This is a genomic window from Micromonospora sp. NPDC048930, assembly GCF_043197935.1.
In the GTDB taxonomy this organism is placed as follows: domain Bacteria; phylum Actinomycetota; class Actinomycetes; order Mycobacteriales; family Micromonosporaceae; genus Micromonospora.
The window spans coordinates 25,970-43,877 of sequence record NZ_JBICUB010000017.1; the positions used below are offsets into that span (position 1 = coordinate 25,970).

Sequence of the window (17,908 nt, forward strand, 5' to 3'; positions counted from 1 at the left end):
AACGCGACCTGAGCCACCTGCACCCGGATAAACGTGCGTCGGCGCAGCACAGCGATCTCGTGGCGCAACGCCAGCAGCTCCGCGGTGACCAGTCGCCACCACGAGTCCCCCAACAGCACAAAGACAGCCGGCGACAACCAACGCGGCGTTGATTGCGATCTTGATCGTGTAGTAGGTCGGGCGCCGGTCGAGCAGGCCTGTCGCATCGATGCTGCTCACGAATCCTCCCGGCAATCGACGCTCAAGCACGCCGCCGGGGTCTGGAGCAAACGCTTCCCTCAGCCTACTCCGCCACCCGTCCGGCATACCTGGACGGCGCGCGACCAAGCGCCCGGCCGGACGGTGAGTACGCAGACGAAGGCTCCGAGGCTCGGCCTGGCGTGGTCAGCCGGCAGAGGTCTGCTGGCGGGCGCGTTCCTGTGAACGTCTGATCTCCGCCTCGGCTTCGGTCCGGCCGGCCCAGATCCCGCGTTCGACGTCGACGCTCTTGCCCGGCTCCAGGTCCTTGTACACGTCGAAGAAGTGTTGGATCTCCAGCCTGTGGAAGTGTTCCAGGTCCGTGATGTCGCCGAGGTGCGCGAGGCGGGGGTCAGCCGTGGGCACGCACAGCACCTTCGGGTCGGGCCCCTTCTCGTCCCGCATGCGGAACATGCCGATGGCACGGCATCGGATGAGGCAGCCGGGAAAGGTCGGTTCCTGTACCAGTACCAGCGCGTCGAGGGGGTCGGTGTCCTCGCCGAGGGTGTGTTCGATGAAGCCGTAGTCGGCCGGGTACTGGGTAGCGGTGAACAGGGTGCGGTCCAGTCGGATCCGACCGGTCTGGCGATCCATTTCGTATTTGTTGCGTGTTCCCTTGGGGATCTCGATGGTGACGTCGAACTCCATGCGGTTGCTCCGCTCTTCGGGCCTTCAGTCGGTGACCGGCTGTCGGTCTGGTCGGTGATGAACCCGGCGATCTCGCTGCCGTGTGAGTGTCGAACACCGACGACGACACGACCGGCCGTTAGCTGTAGCGGCTGGCTCGGCAGGGTAAACGCAGGCCCCTCGATACGATGAGTGGAGCCGGCCGCGTCCGGCGTCCCGATGTCCTTCCCGATTGTTGCCCTTCCCGCGTCTGGTGGAATGCGGTCAGTGGTGGCTTCGGGGTCCGGGACCTCGAACCGAGGTCCCGGACCCCGCGCCTCCCGGCCCGGGCCGGTTGGAGCTGTCAGATCCGGGCCGGCGCTGCGGGTTGTCGATCAGGCTGGACGTGGCCGCCTTCGGTCTCCCAGACGGCGACATCGTCGCCGTATCGTGCCACCCCTCGCCGGCGTGGGCTGGGCGGTATGAGCACGGTACCGGCGGCGCGGGTGGTGTTGGCGGGGCGGGAAGCGGCGAGCATGGCCGCCGTCGCCACGGCGTAACTAGTCTGCGGCGCTATCACGGCCAGGTCGATCCGCAGATCCCGCGGGCCGGTGACGATCACCAGCCCGGCTGCGAGGGTGGTGAACCAGCCCACCCGCACCACGGCACCGCCGACGCCGATCCGGCATGGATGCCTGTCCCAGGCCGCCGGCTGCAACATGATCCGTTCGATCACGCCGCCACGCTCGGCGGTGAGCGCGGTCACCAGGCTGCACAGCTCGACGACCGGGTCGCGTGAAGTCGGCCACCAACCACCGTCGAGCATCGCGCGGCTGGACGGCGAGTCGGCCAGCCGCAGGCGTGCCGTAGGCGGCTCACGGGTGCAGACCCACGTCATACGGTCCTCGGCAGAGCGGACCATCACTTCCGTCCCTCCGGCACGGTGCCCGGGTCGGTGTCGGCGGGGTCTGGACGGGTGATGGTGGTGGTGTAGGGGGTGGTGCGGTCCCGGCGGGTCAACAGCCGCAGCTGGAGGATGCGCCGCACGGTGGCTTGGATGGTCACCAGCAGCACGCCGAACACGGCGGCGAGCAGCAGCGCGACTCCCATCGGAAGTTGCCCGTGCGCGCCGAAGAAGTGCACGTCCGTACGCTGACCGTTCTGCAGGATGAAGATCAGTAGCAGGAGAAGCACCACGGCGGATGCCGTGAATGCGACCAGCGAACCCCCGGCGCGGACACGCGGCACAGCGCGGGGCCGGTCGTTGATCTCGGGGCCGGACTGCACGTTGGTGGAGCGGGCGGAGCCGGTGAACCTGGTCATTGTGGACCTCATCTCGACGGTGGTGCGCGAAGTACGCGAACCGGAGCCGTCGGGGTCCAGGACGACAACCTCAGCCTACTCTCCGTCTGGGCTGATCGGCACGCTCGAGATGTCGGATCTACCAATCCGGACAAACATGTTCCGCCGCACCCGCCCCTCACAGGACCAACAGAAGAACAACTGGAGCCCGTAGCCGTTCGACGACGACTGCAGTGGGAGGCGAATCCGGCAGCCGGCGCCTCGGCCGAACACAGCACCGCCTCATACCAGACAGGGCCATCGGCAACATGGGCGATGGAGGACTCAGTCGCGACGGACGGACCAACTGCCATCGAAATCCTCTCGTGATCGTTTGGCGCTCTCCTCTGGGCGATCGGAGTGACCGGGACGGCGGCCCGTCAGCTCGGCATTCCGGCCCTGAGCTGGGCCAGGGAACGCTTCAGCAGCCGGGACACGTGCATCTGCGACAGCCCGACTTCGGTGGCGATCCGCGCCTGGGTCATGTGGCGGTAGAACCACATAGTCAGAATCCGACGCTCACGCAGAGGAAGGGCGGCGAGTAACGGCAGTAGTGTCAGGTGGTCGTCCACGCGCGCGTAGCCGGGATCGACGGCGCCCATGAGCTCGATGGTCTCGACGCTGTCGGCGCCGAGGTCGGGCGCGTTGAGGGATGGCAGATGGTAGGCCTGCGATGTGGTGAGGGCGGCCTGGACGTCGTTGACGCTCACGTCCAGGTGGTCGGCGAGTTCCACGGTGGTCGGGTGGTGGCCCTGTCGCTGCGTGAGCTCGGCCGTGGCGGCTCGCACCATGCTGTTCAGTTCCTGGGCGCGGCGCGGGACGCGCATCGCCCATGTCGTGTCGCGGAAGTGCCGGCGGAGGGCACCGAGAATGGTCGGCACCGCGTAGCAGGAGAACGGGACGCCTCGACGGACGTCGAATCCGTCGACGGCTTTGACCAGGGCGAGGGCCGCGACCTGGGCCAGGTCATCGTAGGGCTCTCCGCGTCCGGTGTATCGGCGGGCCAGTCGGCTGGCCATGGGCAGATTGCCCTCGATGATCCGGGTCCGCAGTCTCGTACGATCGGGATCGTCGCAGCTCAGGGCAGCGTGTCGACGCAACAGTTGTTCGCTCGTCGCCGGCACGTCACCCGCCTGCGGATGTCGGGGAACGGCGGTCGCGGTCGCGGTGGGGATGACCATTGTTCAACGCCCCTTACGGCTGGCGGCGGCGGAACTGACGGCCACCGGGGGCCCGGGCGACACACCTCACCGTACGCCTCATCGCACCGATTCGCATCGCCGGATGCCGGCTGGCGGGACCGCACAGGCCGCTGCTGGCTGACCAGGCAGTCAGGCGGACAGGTTGGCTGCCGTTCCTGGCGGGAATTGCTCGGAGCCGTCGATGATCGCCTGAGCCAGATCGGACAGCCGCCGGTTGCGGCTGCGGGCGCCGTTCCGCAACAGCGCGAAAGCCTCACCCACGTCCACCTGGAGGCGTTCGGCGAGGACACCCTTGGCCTGCTCGATCAGCACTCGGCTGTTGAGTGCGGTCTGCAGTTGCTCGGTGAGGATGTCGCGGTGGTGGATGGCGCGTTGTTGGAGCAGCCCGATGGTGGCCACGCCCGCCAGGGCCTGCCCGATCCGGACCTTGCCTTCGTCGAGGGCGCCCGGGCGGGTGTCGAAGAGGTTCAGCGCGCCGATGACCTCGGAACGTAGGCGCATGGGCAGGGCGTGTACCGCGGTGAAGCCGACTTCGGCTGCGGCGGCGGTGAACCGGGGCCAGCGGTGGCCGGCGGCCCGCAGGTCGATGACCGACACGGGTTGACCGGTGCGGAAGCAGTCCACGCAGGGCCCCTGGTCGGTCTGCAGCCGGAACAACTCCAGCAGCCGGGTGCGTTCGGAGGAGGCCGCCACCACCTGAAGGTTGTCCTGCCGGTCGGTCACCAGCAGCCCGGCCGCCGAGACGCCCAGCAGTTCAACACACCGGTCGGCGAGCACATGCAGGAACTCAATCACGTCGAAGTCGTCGACAAGCGTGTCAGCCATTTCCACGAACACGTCGGACAGCTGGATCTCGGCCATGCCACTCACCCTCGGCATACCATAGCCCCACTTGGATGTGCGGCAGCGGACCGGCTGCACGATGGGCCGGCTCCCGGCTTTCATCCGGCCCCGCCGCCAGCCACCCCAGTAGGGGCGCCTCAGCTCGCGGCCAGGCGGCATAGCAGCTCAGCGCATGGCGACGCCGGTCGGAGGTGCGGGGGATCCGATGTCGTGCAGGTGGCGCAGTGTCTCGGCCCAGGAGCGGCCCAGGGTGGTTTCGTGGTAGTCGATGTCGTGCTCGGCGCAGAACCGCCGGATCAATGGTCGGGCGCGGCGCAGGTTGGGACACGGCATGCTCGGGAACAGGTGATGTTCGATCTGGTAGTTCAGGCCGCCGAGCACGATGTCGAGGAACACCCCGCCGCGGACGTTGCGGGAGGTGAGGACCTGTCGCCGCAGGTAGTCGAGGTTGTCGTCGGCGCCGAGGATCGGCATGCCCTTGTGGTTCGGGGCGAAGGAGCAGCCGAGGTAGAGGCCGAGCACGCCCTGGTTGACGAGGATGAACGCGACCGCCTGCGCGGGGCTCAGGAGCAGGAACACGGCGGCGAGGTAGCCGCCCAGGTGCAGGGCCAGCAGCCCGGCTTCGGCGGTTCGGCGGGCGATGCGGCGGGCGCCGAGGACCGACTTCACGCTGTTGGCGTGCAGGTGCAGGCCTTCCAGCAGGAGCAACGGGAAGAACAGATACGCCTGGTAGCGCACGAGCAGTGCACCGAGGCCACGCCGCCGGCGGGCCTGGTCGGCGGTGAAGGACAGGGGCGCCACGGTGATGTCGGGATCCTTGCCTTCGGTGTTGGGGTGGGCGTGGTGCCGGTTGTGCTTGTCCACCCACCAGCCGTAGCTGATCCCGGTCAGGAGGTTGCCGTGCACGATGCCGATCAGGTCGTTCGCCCGGCGCGAGCGGGCTATCTGCCGGTGCCCCGCGTCGTGACCGATGAACCCGGCCTGCGCGAAGACCACCGCCAGGGCCACCGCGATGCCGAGCTGCCACCACGATTCACCCAGCCGGACGAACAGGGCCCACAGTCCGGCGAAGGAGCCGACGACGAGGCCGATGCGCACTGCATAGTAGCCTCGCCGCCGCCCCAGTAGACCCGCCGCGCGGACCAGCCGGGACAGGTCGGCGTAATCGCTGCCCCGCTGCCGGTCGGTGCCGAGACTGGTATCGCTCACGTCGGCTGCTCCCGCTGGTCTTTCTCCGTCGGCTTGTCTCAGCGGCCGCGGCTCGACCAGCCGGTCAGGCGGGTCATGAGCTGTTGAAGTGTCCGCAGCGTGCCGGGGCTGCCCGGGCCGCAGCGGCCACGCCGCATCAAGCCACGCCCTCTGGGACTGCCGAGCAGGCCCTTGATCTGTTGGCTCACCGATCCCGACGTCACGGTGCACCCCCTCTCTGGTCGGCACTGCGTCGGCTGACTCCGATGCCTCTTCAGCTTGGATTTTCGGCGGTCGACCAACCCCTTGCGGCGGATTGGCCTCAATAGCGCCGGAGCGTGGGGCCGCCACGGTGGGAGGTGTGCGCCTGGCGAACGGTCCGAGCGGAGCGCCCCTCACGGCGAAGGCGCGTCGACGAGATCGGCCGGATCGAGACGTAGGGTGGCGAGCAGCCCGGCGTGCTCTTTGGGGTCCACCCGCTCCGGTAGCTCGCGCTCGACCCAGTCGGCCCTGACTTGCTGGCCGCGTTGGCGAAGAATGCTGACGATCCGCTGCCTGGCGATGTTCATCGGATACTCCCTGTGAAGCCGTCCGGAAGGTTCGTGCTCACGGGCGGCCGTGCGAACGCGCTGGTTGGATCCCACCACCGTCGGGACACACGGCGGCCCTGAGCGTGCCGCGCCGGCGGATCCGTCGGCCGGGACGTGGTCGGCGATCAGCCAGCACGACGAGCAGGCTTGGCACGATGGGAGTGACGATTGGCGCCCGAGCGGGATGGTGGACGGCAGTGGCGGCCGCCAGGGACTCGGGTGACACACTCACCGTACGCCTCATGGCGTGGATCTGCACCCGCACCGGGCCGGCTTCGCACATCGCCCCTGCCCATCGGTCTGGCGCTACTGCTGGCCGCTGTCATCGGCACCATGATCCCGCCACAACATCCGCCGCACCTTGGCTAATCCTCACCGCCACCCGGAGGCGAGCGGTTCTGGACGGCGGGTGGTGGCCGCGATCCCGGAAGCGATCGCCGAAATCCCGAGCCTCGCCCTCACCCTGGTTCGAATCCGGCACATCATGCCGTGCGGGTACCACCGGCCCCGGCGGCGACAACAACCCGCACCGATCCGTGCGCGGTCTGTGACAAGGAGGGTGGGGGGTAACGGCGGCAACACGAAGGACCGGGATTCTCGGGCCAGCCCGAGGCGCGGGCGCCAACCCAAACCGAGGGGACAAAGTCAACTTTTGCCATATTGAGTTCGCTACTCCCCTAAAATCGCTCAGGGCTTCCTCGCCACCCGACCCGGCCGCGTCCCCTACCGCAAATCTCTCGCCAGTCCCGAAGACCCGGGTTAGTAGACGGGAGCCCGATGACGACCGACCGAGCAATAGGGCTGGCCCGGGAGAGCGAGGGACCTCAGCGGGCAACCCTGCTGGAACTGTTTCTCGACCTGGTCTTCGTCGCCGCGCTCGCCCTGACATCACGAACCTTGGCCCAGCGTCTCGACTGGGTCGGGGCCGTCCAGACCGTGGTGCTGCTGTTGGCGATCTGGTGGGTCTGGTCCGCCACCGCGCTGGTAACCGACCTCTACCACGCGCAGCGGCCTCCCATCTTCGTCATGACGCTCTGGGTCATGCTCGGAACCATCCTGATGGCTGGCACGCTGCCCGACGCCTTCTCCGACCGCGCCCTGGTCTTCGCGGGCGCATACGTGGCGATCCACCTGGGACGTGGCATCTTCCTCGTCGCCACGCTGCACAACCGCAGGGCGCATCTGCACCCCGGCCGATTCGTCTTCTGGTTCCTCGTGTCCGCCGTACCGTGGCTCGCCGGCGGCCTCGTGGCAGGCGCAGCGCGGGGCCTGCTGTGGACCGCGGCGCTCGCCATCGACTACGGGGCAGCGTGGCTCCGCTATCCCACGCCCCGGCTCGGTCGGGTACCCACATCCCAGTACAGGGTGGCAGCCGACCACCTGGCGGAGCGCTACCAGCAATTCTTCACCCTCGCCCTCGGTGATCTCATCCTCGTCACCACCATCACCTACGCCGACAGCGACATGACAGCCGGCCGCACGGCAGCGCTCCTGCTTGCCTTCGCCGCCACCGTGCTGCTGTGGCAGGTCTACGTCCACCGCGCCGGAGCCCTGCTAAAAGCCACCATCGAATCCTCCCGAGATCCGGGCCGATTCGTGCGGTCCGCACCCAACACCCACCTGCTCATGGTGGCCGGAGTGGTCGCCGCGTCCGCCGGCTTCGAAGTCGTCATCGCCCACCCCACCGACCACAGCACACCTTGGCAGGCCGGCATCATTCTCGGCGGGCCTGCGTTGTTCCTGGCCGGACGGGCCCGCTTCGAATACGAGGTGTTCAGTCGGGTGTCACCGTCCCGGCTGGTGGCACTGCTAGTGCTGATCGTCGCCGGACCGGCTCTGGTGCTCGCACCCGCACTGGTGGCCGGCCTCACCGCCACCCTCGTCCTGGCAGGAGTTGCCATCGCAGACAGCATCCGGGCCCGCGGCGCCCCACCCGAGCAACCAACCCCCTCCATGTAGCTGAAGGCGCGGGACCACTCGAACAACTGGACTCATCAGGAGCCAGATCCTCCTGCTGATCTCCGGGCCGTACGCATGTGTCCTGGGTGTTCGGTAGCGGGCCCGCGCGGTGGAACCCGGGCGGCCCGGGGTGTCAGGCTTCGGGGATCGGCATGCCGAAGGTGGCGAGGGTGATGTCGGCGGGCTCGGGGCCGCCGCGGCGGCCGGTGTCGAGGCCGTCGGTGGCGGCGAGTTGCTCGGTGGTGAGCTCGAAGTCGAAGATGTCGAAGTTCTCCGCGATCCGCGCAGGCTTGGTCGACTTCGGGATCGCTGAGCGGCCCTGCTGCAGGTGCCAGCGGAGCATCACCTGGGCTGGGGGCTTGCCGTGTGCCTTGGCGATCTCGCCAATGACCGGGTCCTGCAGGGTGCTGGTGTGGTTGCCGTCGCGGTAGAAGGTGATGCCACCGATCGGCGACCACGCCTGGGACACGATGCCGTGCTGCGCGCCGAACGCCTGCACCTCGTGCTGGGTGAAGTACGGGTGCACCTCGATCTGGTTGACCGCGGGCACGACGGTCGCCTTGTCCAGCAGCGCGGTGAGGTGGTCGACCATGAAATTGCTGACGCCGATGGCGCGGACCTTGCCGTCGTTCAGCAGCGTCTCCGGGGCGCGGTAGGCCTGCCGGGTCTTGTCGAACTCCGTCGGCAGCGGCTGGTGCAGGATGAGCAGGTCGATCTGGTCGACGCCGAGCTTGCCGGCGCTCTTGTCGAAGCCGTGCAGGGTCTGGTCGTAGCCGTAGTCACTGATCCAGATCTTGGTCTCGATGAACACGTCGGAGCGGTCGACGCCGGACTTGGCGATCGCCTCGCCGACCTGCCGCTCGTTGCCGTAGGCGGCGGCGGTGTCGACGTGCCGGTAGCCGGTTGCCAGCGCCGCCTCGACGGCGGAGCTGGTCTCCTCGGGCGGGGTCTGGAAGACGCCGAAGCCGATGGCGGGCAGTTCGACGCCGTTGCTGAGCGTCAGGTTCGGAATGGGGGGCATGGGAGCGTTTCCTTTCACTGTCAGGGGAACAGGCGGATGTGGCCTCGCTGGCGTTCTTCCGCGCGACGGAGCCGACGATGGCGGCCCCGTGCCGGTCGCATTTGGCGTGGTAGGCGGCGTAGAGCTGATCGCCGGCGCGCACGACCCAGATAGTCACGTACGGGCGCAGCATGCCGTCGTCGCGCAGCGACGCCAGTTGCAGCTCCTCGGCGCGGCCGATCGGGGCACAGTCGGCTCATACCAGCAAACGCCCCTGTCCCGGTTTGAGGGGGTTGCTGCCGAAAGGGGTACCAGCAGACGTCCCATCGCAGGTTAGGCGCCGATACGCACGAGGGACTTGGTGGCGCGGCGTTCGAGCATGGCGTTGTAGGCGTCGTTGATGCCGTCGAGGTCGGTCTCGTAGTCGAAGACCAGGCCGGGGTTGATGCGGCCGGTGAGGACGTCGTCGAGCAGTTCGGGGATGTAGCGGCGGGCCGGGGCGACGCCGCCGCGCAGGCCGACGTTGCGGAAGATGACCGTCTGGATCGGCACCACCGAGTCGTGTGGCACACCGACCGCGCCGACGACCGCCCCGACCCGGGCAATGCCGAACGCGGTGGCCATGGACTGGCCGGTGCCGACGCATTCCAGCGCGGCGTCGACGCCGATCCCGCCGGTCACGTCCATGATCAGCTTGGTGGCGTCGTCGCCGCGCTCGGTGACGATGTCGGTAGCACCGAACTCCCGGGCGAGGGCCTGCCGCATGGGGTTGCGGCTCAGCGCGATGATCCGCTCGGCGCCGAGGCGCTTGGCGGCGATGACCGCGCAGCCCCATCTGGAACGTTCGCCCACCAATGATCATGTCGACCTTCACCGAACGCTACGACTTCACCGGCAAGACCGTTTTCCCGCTGGTCACCTACGCCGTCAGCGGCCTGGGACAGGCGCCGCAGGTCTACACCGCCTCCTGCCGCGGCGCCACCATCGACGAGGGGCTCGCCATCCGCGGCGAAGAAGCCGCCGACAGCATCGACACCGTACAGTCCTGGCTGCAACGCATCGGCCTGCTCGCGCGATGACCGGCGATGGGGATACTGCCCAGAGGGGTGCTGACAGCATCTCCCAGCAGCCAGAGCAGGCTTGTAGCGTAGAGCGCATGGACAACCGCAGCGAGGTACGAGACTTTCTGGTCACCCGCCGCGGCAAGGTCACCCCGGAACAGGTAGGCCTTCCCGCGCACGGCGGCACCCGCCGGCCGCGCAGCGGGTACGCCCGGGCATCCAGCAGATCCTCGACAGCCAGCTCTCACCGGCCTGGGTAGGCAACGGCCGCGGCGACATCGTGGCGACCAACCGGCTGGGCCGGGCGTTGAACGCACCGCTGTTCGACGATCCCGCCCGCCCGGTCAACCATGCGCGGTTCCGATTCCTCAACCCGCGCGCCGCCGACTACTACCGGGACTGGGACGCCACCGGACACGACACGGTCGCTGCTTTACGTGCGGAGGCCGGCAAGAACCCCTACGACAAGGCCCTGACCGACCTGATCGGAGAACTGGCCACCCGCAGCGAGGAGTTCCGCACCCGCTGGGCCGCCGCACCCGCGACAAGATCCGCAAGAAGGGCCGGCCCAGCCCAAGCCCCGGCCCGCGACAGGTGTTCCGGCCCCTACCCGCCCCACCGAAGAGCGGAAGCCGCAGGTCACAGCTACCCAAAGCGGAGAGAGATCACGCAGCGTGATGACACCCTGACGACACCCACGTGACACCCACCGTTCGAACCAGGCAGAAACACAGAAGCGCCCGACCCGCCTTCCGGCAGGTCAGACGCCTCTTGATCTTGCGCGCCGAAGGGACTCGAACCCCTAACCTTCTGATCCGTAGGGGCCAGATCACCAGGTCTGCTGCGGTGAGCGGCGGTAAGCAGCGCGGGCAGCAGCGAGTCCGAGAATCGCCGACGGGGTACGTCGCGAAGTTCCTCCGCCGGAACACCGCCTGACTCATCTCTGGGGGCGGGCGGAACGGCTTGATCGCACCCTTCCGGAAAGGCGACATCGCACCCGGGGGATGGCGAGCCGGGGCTCCGCAATCGGCGAAGCTGTCGGCGTGACGTTCTCACCCACCCGTACCCGGCAGTGCACCACCAGCCGGCTCCCACGATGCCCATCCCCGTACCGCATCCGGTGCCCGTGTGGCTCAGGTGGTACTCGGTCCCGCCGAGGTAGAGGGTCTTCTCGGCGCCAGGGTTGTCGGCGATGAGTCGGTTGCCGGCTGCGTCAGAAAGGTAGGTGTGGGTGATGGCGCCGTTGACGAGTTCGGTGAGGTGGCCTTCGGAGTCGAAGGTGAGGGTTTGGTTGGGCTTGTCGGTGCTGGTGCGGGTTTTGAGGTAGCCGCCGTTGTCGTAGGTGTAGCTGGTGGTCGTTCCGCCGCCGGTGGTGCTGGTGAGGGCGTGGGGGCGTGAGGGCGAGGGCTGCCGGGGTTGGGGTGTTAGGAACACAACGCGATCCCAACGACCGGTCCCGCGCTCGATGGCCGCCACCCCTCCGCGCGGCCTTGTACGGGGCGGATCAGCCTGGTCTTCCAACCCATGCCGGGTGCTTGTCGGCGACATGCAGGCCACCGGACCGTCGCCCCTGCAAGATTCCGGTGCGCATCCGCCCTTCGATGACCTGCAGCCCGCGGTTCGATGGATGAAGAAGGTTGCGGGAGATCATGATCGGCGGTATGAGCCACGTTCCCTGGATCTTCCATGCGTCCTGAATTCGTTGCGGGCGCTTGCTCAGCCAGTACTCGTGGTTCGCCGCGACCTCCTCGAGGAATCCCTGGTCACTGGCGCCGGTGGGAATCGATTCGAGTTCTGCGACGGGGACGTCCTCGAGGCTCCAGCGGATCCGTTCGAGGTCGAGGTCTTCGTAGTCCCTGAGGAACTCAAGGTGTCCGCCGTGGTCGTAGAGCCACTGTCGCACCACGTCGTCGGGCCACCGCAGGTTCGCGATCGCTTCGAACTTGAAGACCCGAAGGTCTTGGTCCCGGTCGGCCGGGGGAAGGTTCTTCAGGAAGATCGGCACGCCGCCTCGCACTCGTGGTCATCTCGTCAACATGACTGACTCAACGAACGAAGCCGGCTCGCGTGGGGCATGCATGGGCAGGCTTGTCATCGGACCGGCGCCTCAGGATGTTGCGTGATCTTATGCCGCTGGAGACTCGGCGGCGCGCCGTACCAACTCTGCGTACGTCCACCGCACGTCGCCTACATGGTCATGGCCGTCGAACCAGCTGAGGTTTGCGACGCGCCGTCCAGCCATGAGCTGGAACCGTGCGTGCCAACCCGGATCCCGGGTGAGGAGCACCGGCTCGTCGATGTCAGGGAACTGGTCTGCCGTGATGTCCAGGATCAGCCCGTCCTGCTCGAGCCACGCATGCGTGTGGAACGGCTCGTCCCGCTGGCCCGATCGATACTGCCAGTCACCGAGTCCCGAGTCGGCGAGGAACTGGCCCAGCAGTTCGCACGTGTCTCCGCATGAGCCCTTCGGGAATTCGGCGAGGCTGATCATCCGAAGCCCGCCTCGTTCCAGCCCGGCACGAAATGCGGACGCTGCCGCACGCACGGCCGTTTCGTGATCATCAGTGAGCCCACGCGGATACATCGCTAGAGGTTATGCATGTGCAGTGAGGCGGGGCTAACTGACCGCGGATCGTGGTGAGGACGGCACGCTCCATCAGCCGGCCTTCGCCCGCCCTCGGGTTGTCGACGCTGATCGATTCGCACGGACACCGGCGGCACGACCTGACCGGCGGGTTGGTTTCGGGCCCGTCCGCTGTGGCTGTATTGGCGAGGTCTTCGTGGGCGTTATCGCAAACGGCAATGACGAGGTCGCCGTCGTGATGACGCCGCCGACGTGGGCGGTGCCGATCCGGTCGAGGGTCAGGCCGTGCCGGTGCGCGACCTTCACCGCCCGAAGGCGAACCCGGGAGGCGGGATGGGGGGCCGCCGACCCGGTCCCGCCACAGAACGGCGGCCAACTGGAACCGGGTGGAGTTGTGCGTACACACGAACACCACCCGGTCAGCGCCGTCCAGCGACGGCGGCACCAGCAGTGCTAGCACGCTGTGACATCGAGGAGCTGCGCAAGGTACTGCAGGACTGGTGCAACGAGAATCTATTGGGCGGTGCCGAAGCTCTGGCCTCCGCGCTGATCGCGCGGAAGGTCAAGCTGCCTGGCCCACTCGGCCAGCCATAACACGTCGTGCACCTTAGCCTTACTTCCACGACCCTAGCACATCGCTGACGTTCGGAGCATTCTTTGTAAAGGTCGTACGCCAGTCAAGACGTTTGCGGTGTTGAAGGTAGCCCACGACGACGATTCGGGCGACTCCCAGTTCGGCAGCAGCCTGGTCGACCCACGAACTACTAATGCGTGCCGGAACGCTAAGAAACCCGTTTGGAAAGATGCACGCAGATGCCAATCTGTTTGCTTCCGCCTCTTGAGCCGATTCGTGGTTACCCTTGTCATCAATCTCCTCGGCGATGATGCGCTCGACATCTACATGCCCACGGAGTATATGCGCGACCTCGTGGAGGAGGGTAAAAAGGACTTTATCAAGCCGCTGCCCCCTCCCTGAGAGTCCGATAACGGGATAGCCGTCGACGTACATGGCACAGCCGTCAATCTTGCCGCCGGGAAGCATCTCCACGTAGACCAGCCTTACCCCGACCTCCGCGAACAGCTTGGGCAAGTGGGAGAACGCATCCGACGTCTTGAGAGTCCGCGACAGGGAGCGGGCAAGATTCTCCAGCCCGGTGGCCGAATAGCTTTTCCGAGGAGGCAGCTCACGCGCTTTCCTGCGGACACACGCCACCCAGGCGCGTTGAAGAACACTGATCTCTTCACCTCGGTTACCACGCCTCGCCGCGGCGGCGAATGCTGGTTCCGCGTCCAGCGAGCTGAGCTCAAACAATTCCATGACTTCGGCCTCCAGTTCGTCGAGTGTGTTGCCGACGAGGAGGTTGCGTTTGCGAAGCAACTGGATGGGAGCTTTGTCATTGAGGAGCGCGCGTCTGCGCACTTCTTCCAGCTTTCCTTGGGTGGCTTTGTTCTTGACCTGTTCGGCAAGTAGGTACTGATCCTGCAGCCTGAGCCAGTACTCGGCCGATTGGCCTAGCGCGGCACCAATCTGGGCCGCCGACTCCCTGGTGATCTCCTTCTTGCCAGTCACGATCTCGGACACGAACTGGGTCGGCCGATCGAGGACGGCGGCAAAGTCGGCCTGAGACCAGCCCCTGGCTTCCAATTCCTCACCAAGGAGTTGACCCACCGGAGTCTGGTGAGGTGGCAGAAGGTCGCGTTCAGGGTTGCTCATTTGGCTTCCATCTCGGGAGTCAAGAGTTCGAAGACGACGGCGCCGTAGCTGTCGGAGTTCTTGAACGTGAGGTCGATTAAGCGGCCGGAGCTCAACGTCGCCTGCGCCTTGCCCGGCAGGCCGTGGTCGTCAGGCCTAATGCGCAAGACGCGCATGTTCCGAAGGTCGGTTTCGACGTACGCCGCCCGCGCGCACTGAACGAGACGATGGAACTCCGCGATCTCCTGAGCGCTCCAGCCCTTCGGCTGGAAGTCAGGTTCGACGGCGAGGCGACGCAGAGTCTCATCCAGGTACTCCCGTTCCACGCGTTCATTCTCCATCACCCATTGGCTGATGACGTGCACTCCGCCAGCCGACGCTACACGCGACCCCACACCGGCCGGGAGCGCCGAACACGCCGACTGCTCGGCATAAGCGCATCACCCCTAGGGTGATGGGGTGTATGCTGCTCGCGGCGAGATCTCCTCGGGGATCGCGCTGTTGGCGCTGGAACACCGCGGGGGTCGCGGTACAGCGGTGCCACCTGTTCGCACTTCACCGCGACCGGCGGTTCGCCGGAGATCAAGGACAACGAAGATGAGCAACGACAAGCACGACACCGTCACGGTGACCTACAACGGCACCGACGAGGACGTCCGCTACCAGCCGAACGCCGCGATCCAGGCGCTGCTCCAGCAGGCCAAGCACGCGTTCAACCTGCAGAACAGCCCGAACAACCACCTCCTGGCCCTGTTCACCGAGGACGGCGTCGAGCTCGACGACAACCAGTCCGCGGCCGACGCTGGCGTGAAGCCCGGCGTGCTGCTCGTGCTGCGCCAGAGCACCGTCAAGGGCGGCTCGTGAATCGCGTGCGGCTGCCGCAGCGCCTGCTGCAGGACTCGTTCGACCAGCTGCGCGCCTGTGGTGCCGGGCACGCCGAGTGCGTCCTGTACTGGTGCGCCGCCCGGACCGAACCTGACCTGCTGACCCGCTTGGTGCACCCGGTGCACCAAGCGGGGCCCCGCTGGTATGACGTCGACTCGACCTGGATCACTAGGTTCTTCCTCGACCTGCGGCGCACGGGGCAGACCGTCCGGGTACAGGTGCACACCCATCCCCGGCACGCCGGACACTCCGAGACCGACGACCAATTCGCGCTCGCCCCCGCGCCAGGGTTCCTGTCGCTGGTCATCCCAGACTTCGCGGCCGGGCCAGCCACCCTCGCCGACACCGTCCTGATGGAGATGGACCCGAACTGCGACTGGGTACCGCGCCCGACCCAGGAGGTGCTCAACCTTGTCTGACGACATCTACACCGCACTGGCCCGTACCGCGCTGCTCCTGGAGCGGGACGTATTCGGCCCGGGTGTGGATCACCGGGCCATCATCGACGGGCTGCGCGCCACGACTGTCCGGGTCCTCGCCGACCGGCGTAACGTCGCCACCCCAGCCGGGCAGACCGCGCTGGTCACCCTGTTCGGACAGCTGGCGATGATTGGCCTGCAGATCGACCTCGACGTGCCGGAGATCCCGCTCGTGGCCGAGCAGCCGCCGCTACGCGGAGGTCAACTGCTGGGCGGCCTGCTCGACTATGCCGACGACCTGATGCCCGGCGGGTCATCAAACCCGGGGACGCCCACGGTGACGTTCGCCCTCGGCGACACCGCGGCCCCGGCCGACGCCATACGGGTGAGCGGCACCGGCTGGCGGGCCGACGTCGGCCCGCGCGCCACCAGCATCGCCTGGCAAGGCGACGACCAGGTGGGCGCCATGGCAGCAGCCGCAGCGGCCGCGGCAGACGGGCTCCGAGCCGCCCTGCCGCACACGGCGGAGCGTCTCAACCGCCCGGCGCCGTCGGCTGCCGGCTGGCGGTTGCTGCCGGAGCGCCAGGTCACCCTCGACCTCACCGACTACCGGACCCGCAGGCCGTCGCGGCTCGGGCACGTTGACGTGATCAGTGGTGGCGCGATCACCAACGCCGCGCTCTACGCGCTGTTGCGCATGCCCCGGATGACCACGGATCTGCGCATCATCGAGCCGGAGCTGCTGGACCTCAGCAATCTCAACCGCTACGCGCTCGCCCGACGTAGCTGGATCGACACCGCGAAGACGACCATGCTCAGCTCGTACACCCGCAACGGGCTGTCCGTCACCGGCGTTCCGACACGATTTGACCACCGCGCCGCTCAAGCGCTCGCGCCGATCGCCGAGCACGTGCTGGTTGGCGTCGACCACATCCCATCCCGCTGGCTCGTCCAGGCCGCAGCACCCCGCAGCTGGATCGGAATCGGCGCCAGCTCACACGACTTCGTCCTCGTCTCCGCCCATCCGAGCGGAGCCGCCTGCGCCGGCTGCGTCCACCCGAAGGACGACGACACGGATGGACCCATCCCGACGGTCTCCTTCGTCTCCTTCTGGGCTGGCCTGATTCAGGCCCTCGATCTCACGTCCAGCAGCCGTGCGGCAGCGCAGACTCGCACTCGGTCAACCCAGGTCTGGCCACTCGGATTGCACAACCCCCGCGGTCTGCACCGCTACACGCAGGCGCCCGCCCCCAACTGCCCGCTCTATTGCCCGATGTCACGGCCGGAACAAGCAGCCGCGTGACCCAGCGCGAAAGGGGACCGTAGGCTGGATGGCCGATTGACCGGCCTGCATCGTGGTCGCGGCCATGCCGTTCGTGGAGAAGCGCCTGCGGTGGTTCGACGACGGCGCGCCCCTGCTCCGCGCGACCGCCGACCCGGCTCGGGTTCGGCAACGCCCTGCCCGCCGGCGACGACTGGTACGCCTGCCCCCCTGTGCCTGGTCGCCTACTCCCGAGCCGCTGTCATCGCCGGGGTCCTCACCGAGGAGCACGTCCCGCCGCGGGCCCTCGGCGGTCGCAGCCTCCTGCTGACCTGCGCCGCATGCAACAACACCGCCGGCACCGCCCTCGACGCCCACGCCGTACGCCGCCAGCACTGTCAACGGCCAATCAGATTTGGCTCTGGCCGCCGACACAGCACCTCGAAGACTTCTTCATCCACCGTCAGGCCACCGGCCGCACCCTGCCGTTCACCGTCCACGCCGCTGGTATCCCGCTGCGCGGCACTATCCAATGGACCGACGACGGCAGCCTGCAGATCTTCGGCATGCCCAGACAGAACCATCCCGACCAGCAGGCGGCACACCTGCAGACCCTCGACGACTACGTCGACCGGGCCGACCCGAACCCCGACGTCACCTTCACCATGCAGGCCCAGTACGACGCCAACCGCGACCAGCTCTCCTGGATCCGCGCCGCCTACCTCGCCGCCTTCGCCGCGCTCGGCTGGCGCTACATCCTGCGCCCCGTCATGGACCTCTACCGCATCCAGTTCCGCGAACCAGCCACCGCCACAGCACCCGTCCGGGTCCTGCGCGACCGCACCGCAGCCCCCGACCAGCGCCGCATCCTGCTCGTCGAGCAACCCGACGACCTCCGCGCGGTCGCCGTCACCTTCGGCCAACGCCTCATCCTCTTGCCCGGCATCGACCGGCCGCAGAACTGCCACCAGCTCCACGACGCGATCACCGCACGCAGCACCGGCGGCGAACCACGAGCCGAGCTGCACGGCAAGGAGGT

The 17,908-nt window shown here is 67.6% G+C and carries 20 protein-coding genes and 2 pseudogenes; 7 read left to right on the forward strand and 15 right to left on the reverse strand.

The features are described from left to right. Window positions 1-384 precede the first annotated feature (384 nt). The 7 genes from ACGFI9_RS31125 to ACGFI9_RS31155 all read right to left on the reverse strand — a co-directional run bounded on the left by ACGFI9_RS31125 (window position 385) and on the right by ACGFI9_RS31155 (window position 5,986). The gene (locus tag ACGFI9_RS31125; protein WP_393183627.1) at window positions 385-885 is read right to left on the reverse strand and encodes an inorganic diphosphatase; all 501 of its coding nucleotides are present in this window, start codon (window positions 883-885) and stop codon (window positions 385-387) included. Window positions 886-1,207: 322 nt separating this feature from the next. Next, window positions 1,208-1,741 carry a DUF5994 family protein gene (locus tag ACGFI9_RS31130; protein ID WP_393183629.1) on the reverse strand — a complete coding sequence of 178 codons (534 nt, stop codon included), beginning with the start codon at window positions 1,739-1,741 and terminating at the stop codon, window positions 1,208-1,210. A 23-nt stretch (window positions 1,742-1,764) separates the two neighbouring features. Then, the gene (locus ACGFI9_RS31135) at window positions 1,765-2,166 is read right to left on the reverse strand and encodes a lipopolysaccharide assembly protein LapA domain-containing protein (RefSeq protein WP_393183631.1); all 402 of its coding nucleotides are present in this window, start codon (window positions 2,164-2,166) and stop codon (window positions 1,765-1,767) included. Window positions 2,167-2,564: 398 nt separating this feature from the next. Further along, entirely contained in the window at window positions 2,565-3,365 is an 801-nt protein-coding gene (locus tag ACGFI9_RS31140) for a SigB/SigF/SigG family RNA polymerase sigma factor (RefSeq protein WP_393183633.1), read from the reverse strand. 150 nt (window positions 3,366-3,515) lie between these two features. Continuing rightward, window positions 3,516-4,247 carry a GAF and ANTAR domain-containing protein gene (locus ACGFI9_RS31145; protein WP_393183634.1) on the reverse strand — a complete coding sequence of 244 codons (732 nt, stop codon included), beginning with the start codon at window positions 4,245-4,247 and terminating at the stop codon, window positions 3,516-3,518. A gap of 147 nt (window positions 4,248-4,394) precedes the next feature. After that, window positions 4,395-5,438, reverse strand: a complete 1,044-nt coding sequence (locus ACGFI9_RS31150) for a fatty acid desaturase family protein (protein WP_393183636.1) — start codon at window positions 5,436-5,438, stop codon at window positions 4,395-4,397. Window positions 5,439-5,812: 374 nt separating this feature from the next. Then, the gene (locus ACGFI9_RS31155) at window positions 5,813-5,986 is read right to left on the reverse strand and encodes a hypothetical protein (protein ID WP_393183638.1); all 174 of its coding nucleotides are present in this window, start codon (window positions 5,984-5,986) and stop codon (window positions 5,813-5,815) included. A 798-nt stretch (window positions 5,987-6,784) separates the two neighbouring features. On the opposite strand from ACGFI9_RS31155, the gene ACGFI9_RS31160 reads away from it, so the two are divergent. Beyond that, window positions 6,785-7,966, forward strand: a complete 1,182-nt coding sequence (locus ACGFI9_RS31160) for a low temperature requirement protein A (RefSeq protein WP_393183640.1) — start codon at window positions 6,785-6,787, stop codon at window positions 7,964-7,966. Window positions 7,967-8,099: 133 nt separating this feature from the next. Here the strand turns inward: ACGFI9_RS31160 and ACGFI9_RS31165 are convergent, their stop codons facing one another. From ACGFI9_RS31165 to ACGFI9_RS31175, 3 genes and pseudogenes are all read right to left on the reverse strand, one after another. Next, window positions 8,100-8,987 (reverse strand): aldo/keto reductase, encoded by an 888-nt coding sequence (locus tag ACGFI9_RS31165; protein ID WP_393183642.1) that lies wholly within the window; start codon window positions 8,985-8,987, stop codon window positions 8,100-8,102. 130 nt (window positions 8,988-9,117) lie between these two features. Further along, window positions 9,118-9,207: pseudogene (locus ACGFI9_RS31170) on the reverse strand (DUF2255 domain-containing protein); the annotation flags it as partial. A 92-nt stretch (window positions 9,208-9,299) separates the two neighbouring features. Next, the gene (locus ACGFI9_RS31175) at window positions 9,300-9,818 is read right to left on the reverse strand and encodes a zinc-binding dehydrogenase (protein WP_393183644.1); all 519 of its coding nucleotides are present in this window, start codon (window positions 9,816-9,818) and stop codon (window positions 9,300-9,302) included. Window positions 9,819-9,820: 2 nt separating this feature from the next. Between ACGFI9_RS31175 and ACGFI9_RS31180 the strand changes: the two genes are divergently transcribed. Both ACGFI9_RS31180 and ACGFI9_RS31185 read left to right on the forward strand, forming a co-directional pair. Beyond that, window positions 9,821-10,045, forward strand: a complete 225-nt coding sequence (locus ACGFI9_RS31180; protein WP_393183645.1) for a flavodoxin — start codon at window positions 9,821-9,823, stop codon at window positions 10,043-10,045. 199 nt (window positions 10,046-10,244) lie between these two features. After that, window positions 10,245-10,730, forward strand: coding sequence for a hypothetical protein (locus ACGFI9_RS31185; RefSeq protein WP_393183800.1), 486 nt, complete (start codon window positions 10,245-10,247; stop codon window positions 10,728-10,730). Window positions 10,731-11,531: 801 nt separating this feature from the next. On the opposite strand, the gene ACGFI9_RS31190 is transcribed toward ACGFI9_RS31185, so the two are convergent. From ACGFI9_RS31190 to ACGFI9_RS31205, 4 genes are all read right to left on the reverse strand, one after another. Continuing rightward, on the reverse strand, window positions 11,532-12,032 hold the full coding sequence (locus tag ACGFI9_RS31190) for a hypothetical protein (RefSeq protein WP_393183647.1): 501 nt from the start codon (window positions 12,030-12,032) through the stop codon (window positions 11,532-11,534). Between the two features lie 120 nt (window positions 12,033-12,152). Next, a complete protein-coding gene (locus tag ACGFI9_RS31195; protein WP_393183649.1) occupies window positions 12,153-12,518 on the reverse strand; it encodes a hypothetical protein in 366 nt (121 codons plus the stop codon). 706 nt (window positions 12,519-13,224) lie between these two features. Beyond that, entirely contained in the window at window positions 13,225-14,325 is a 1,101-nt protein-coding gene (locus ACGFI9_RS31200) for an XRE family transcriptional regulator (protein WP_393183651.1), read from the reverse strand. Further along, entirely contained in the window at window positions 14,322-14,669 is a 348-nt protein-coding gene (locus ACGFI9_RS31205; RefSeq protein WP_393183653.1) for a hypothetical protein, read from the reverse strand. Before ACGFI9_RS31205 ends, ACGFI9_RS31200 begins: the two co-directional genes overlap by 4 nt. Before the next feature lie 232 nt (window positions 14,670-14,901). Here ACGFI9_RS31205 and ACGFI9_RS31210 point away from each other — a divergent pair, with 232 nt between their 5' ends. From ACGFI9_RS31210 to ACGFI9_RS31225, 4 genes and pseudogenes are all read left to right on the forward strand, one after another. Then, the gene (locus ACGFI9_RS31210; protein WP_393183655.1) at window positions 14,902-15,168 is read left to right on the forward strand and encodes a DUF2604 domain-containing protein; all 267 of its coding nucleotides are present in this window, start codon (window positions 14,902-14,904) and stop codon (window positions 15,166-15,168) included. Next, window positions 15,165-15,608 carry a hypothetical protein gene (locus ACGFI9_RS31215; RefSeq protein ID WP_393183657.1) on the forward strand — a complete coding sequence of 148 codons (444 nt, stop codon included), beginning with the start codon at window positions 15,165-15,167 and terminating at the stop codon, window positions 15,606-15,608. The genes ACGFI9_RS31210 and ACGFI9_RS31215 overlap by 4 nt, the downstream gene beginning before the upstream one ends. After that, entirely contained in the window at window positions 15,601-16,911 is a 1,311-nt protein-coding gene (locus ACGFI9_RS31220; protein WP_393183659.1) for a ThiF family adenylyltransferase, read from the forward strand. Before ACGFI9_RS31215 ends, ACGFI9_RS31220 begins: the two co-directional genes overlap by 8 nt. Before the next feature lie 90 nt (window positions 16,912-17,001). Further along, window positions 17,002-17,244, forward strand: a pseudogene (locus tag ACGFI9_RS31225) (HNH endonuclease); the annotation flags it as partial. A gap of 23 nt (window positions 17,245-17,267) precedes the next feature. On the opposite strand, the gene ACGFI9_RS31230 reads toward ACGFI9_RS31225, so the two are convergent. Next, window positions 17,268-17,846, reverse strand: a complete 579-nt coding sequence (locus ACGFI9_RS31230; protein ID WP_393183661.1) for a hypothetical protein — start codon at window positions 17,844-17,846, stop codon at window positions 17,268-17,270. Between the last annotated feature and the right edge of the window lie 62 nt (window positions 17,847-17,908).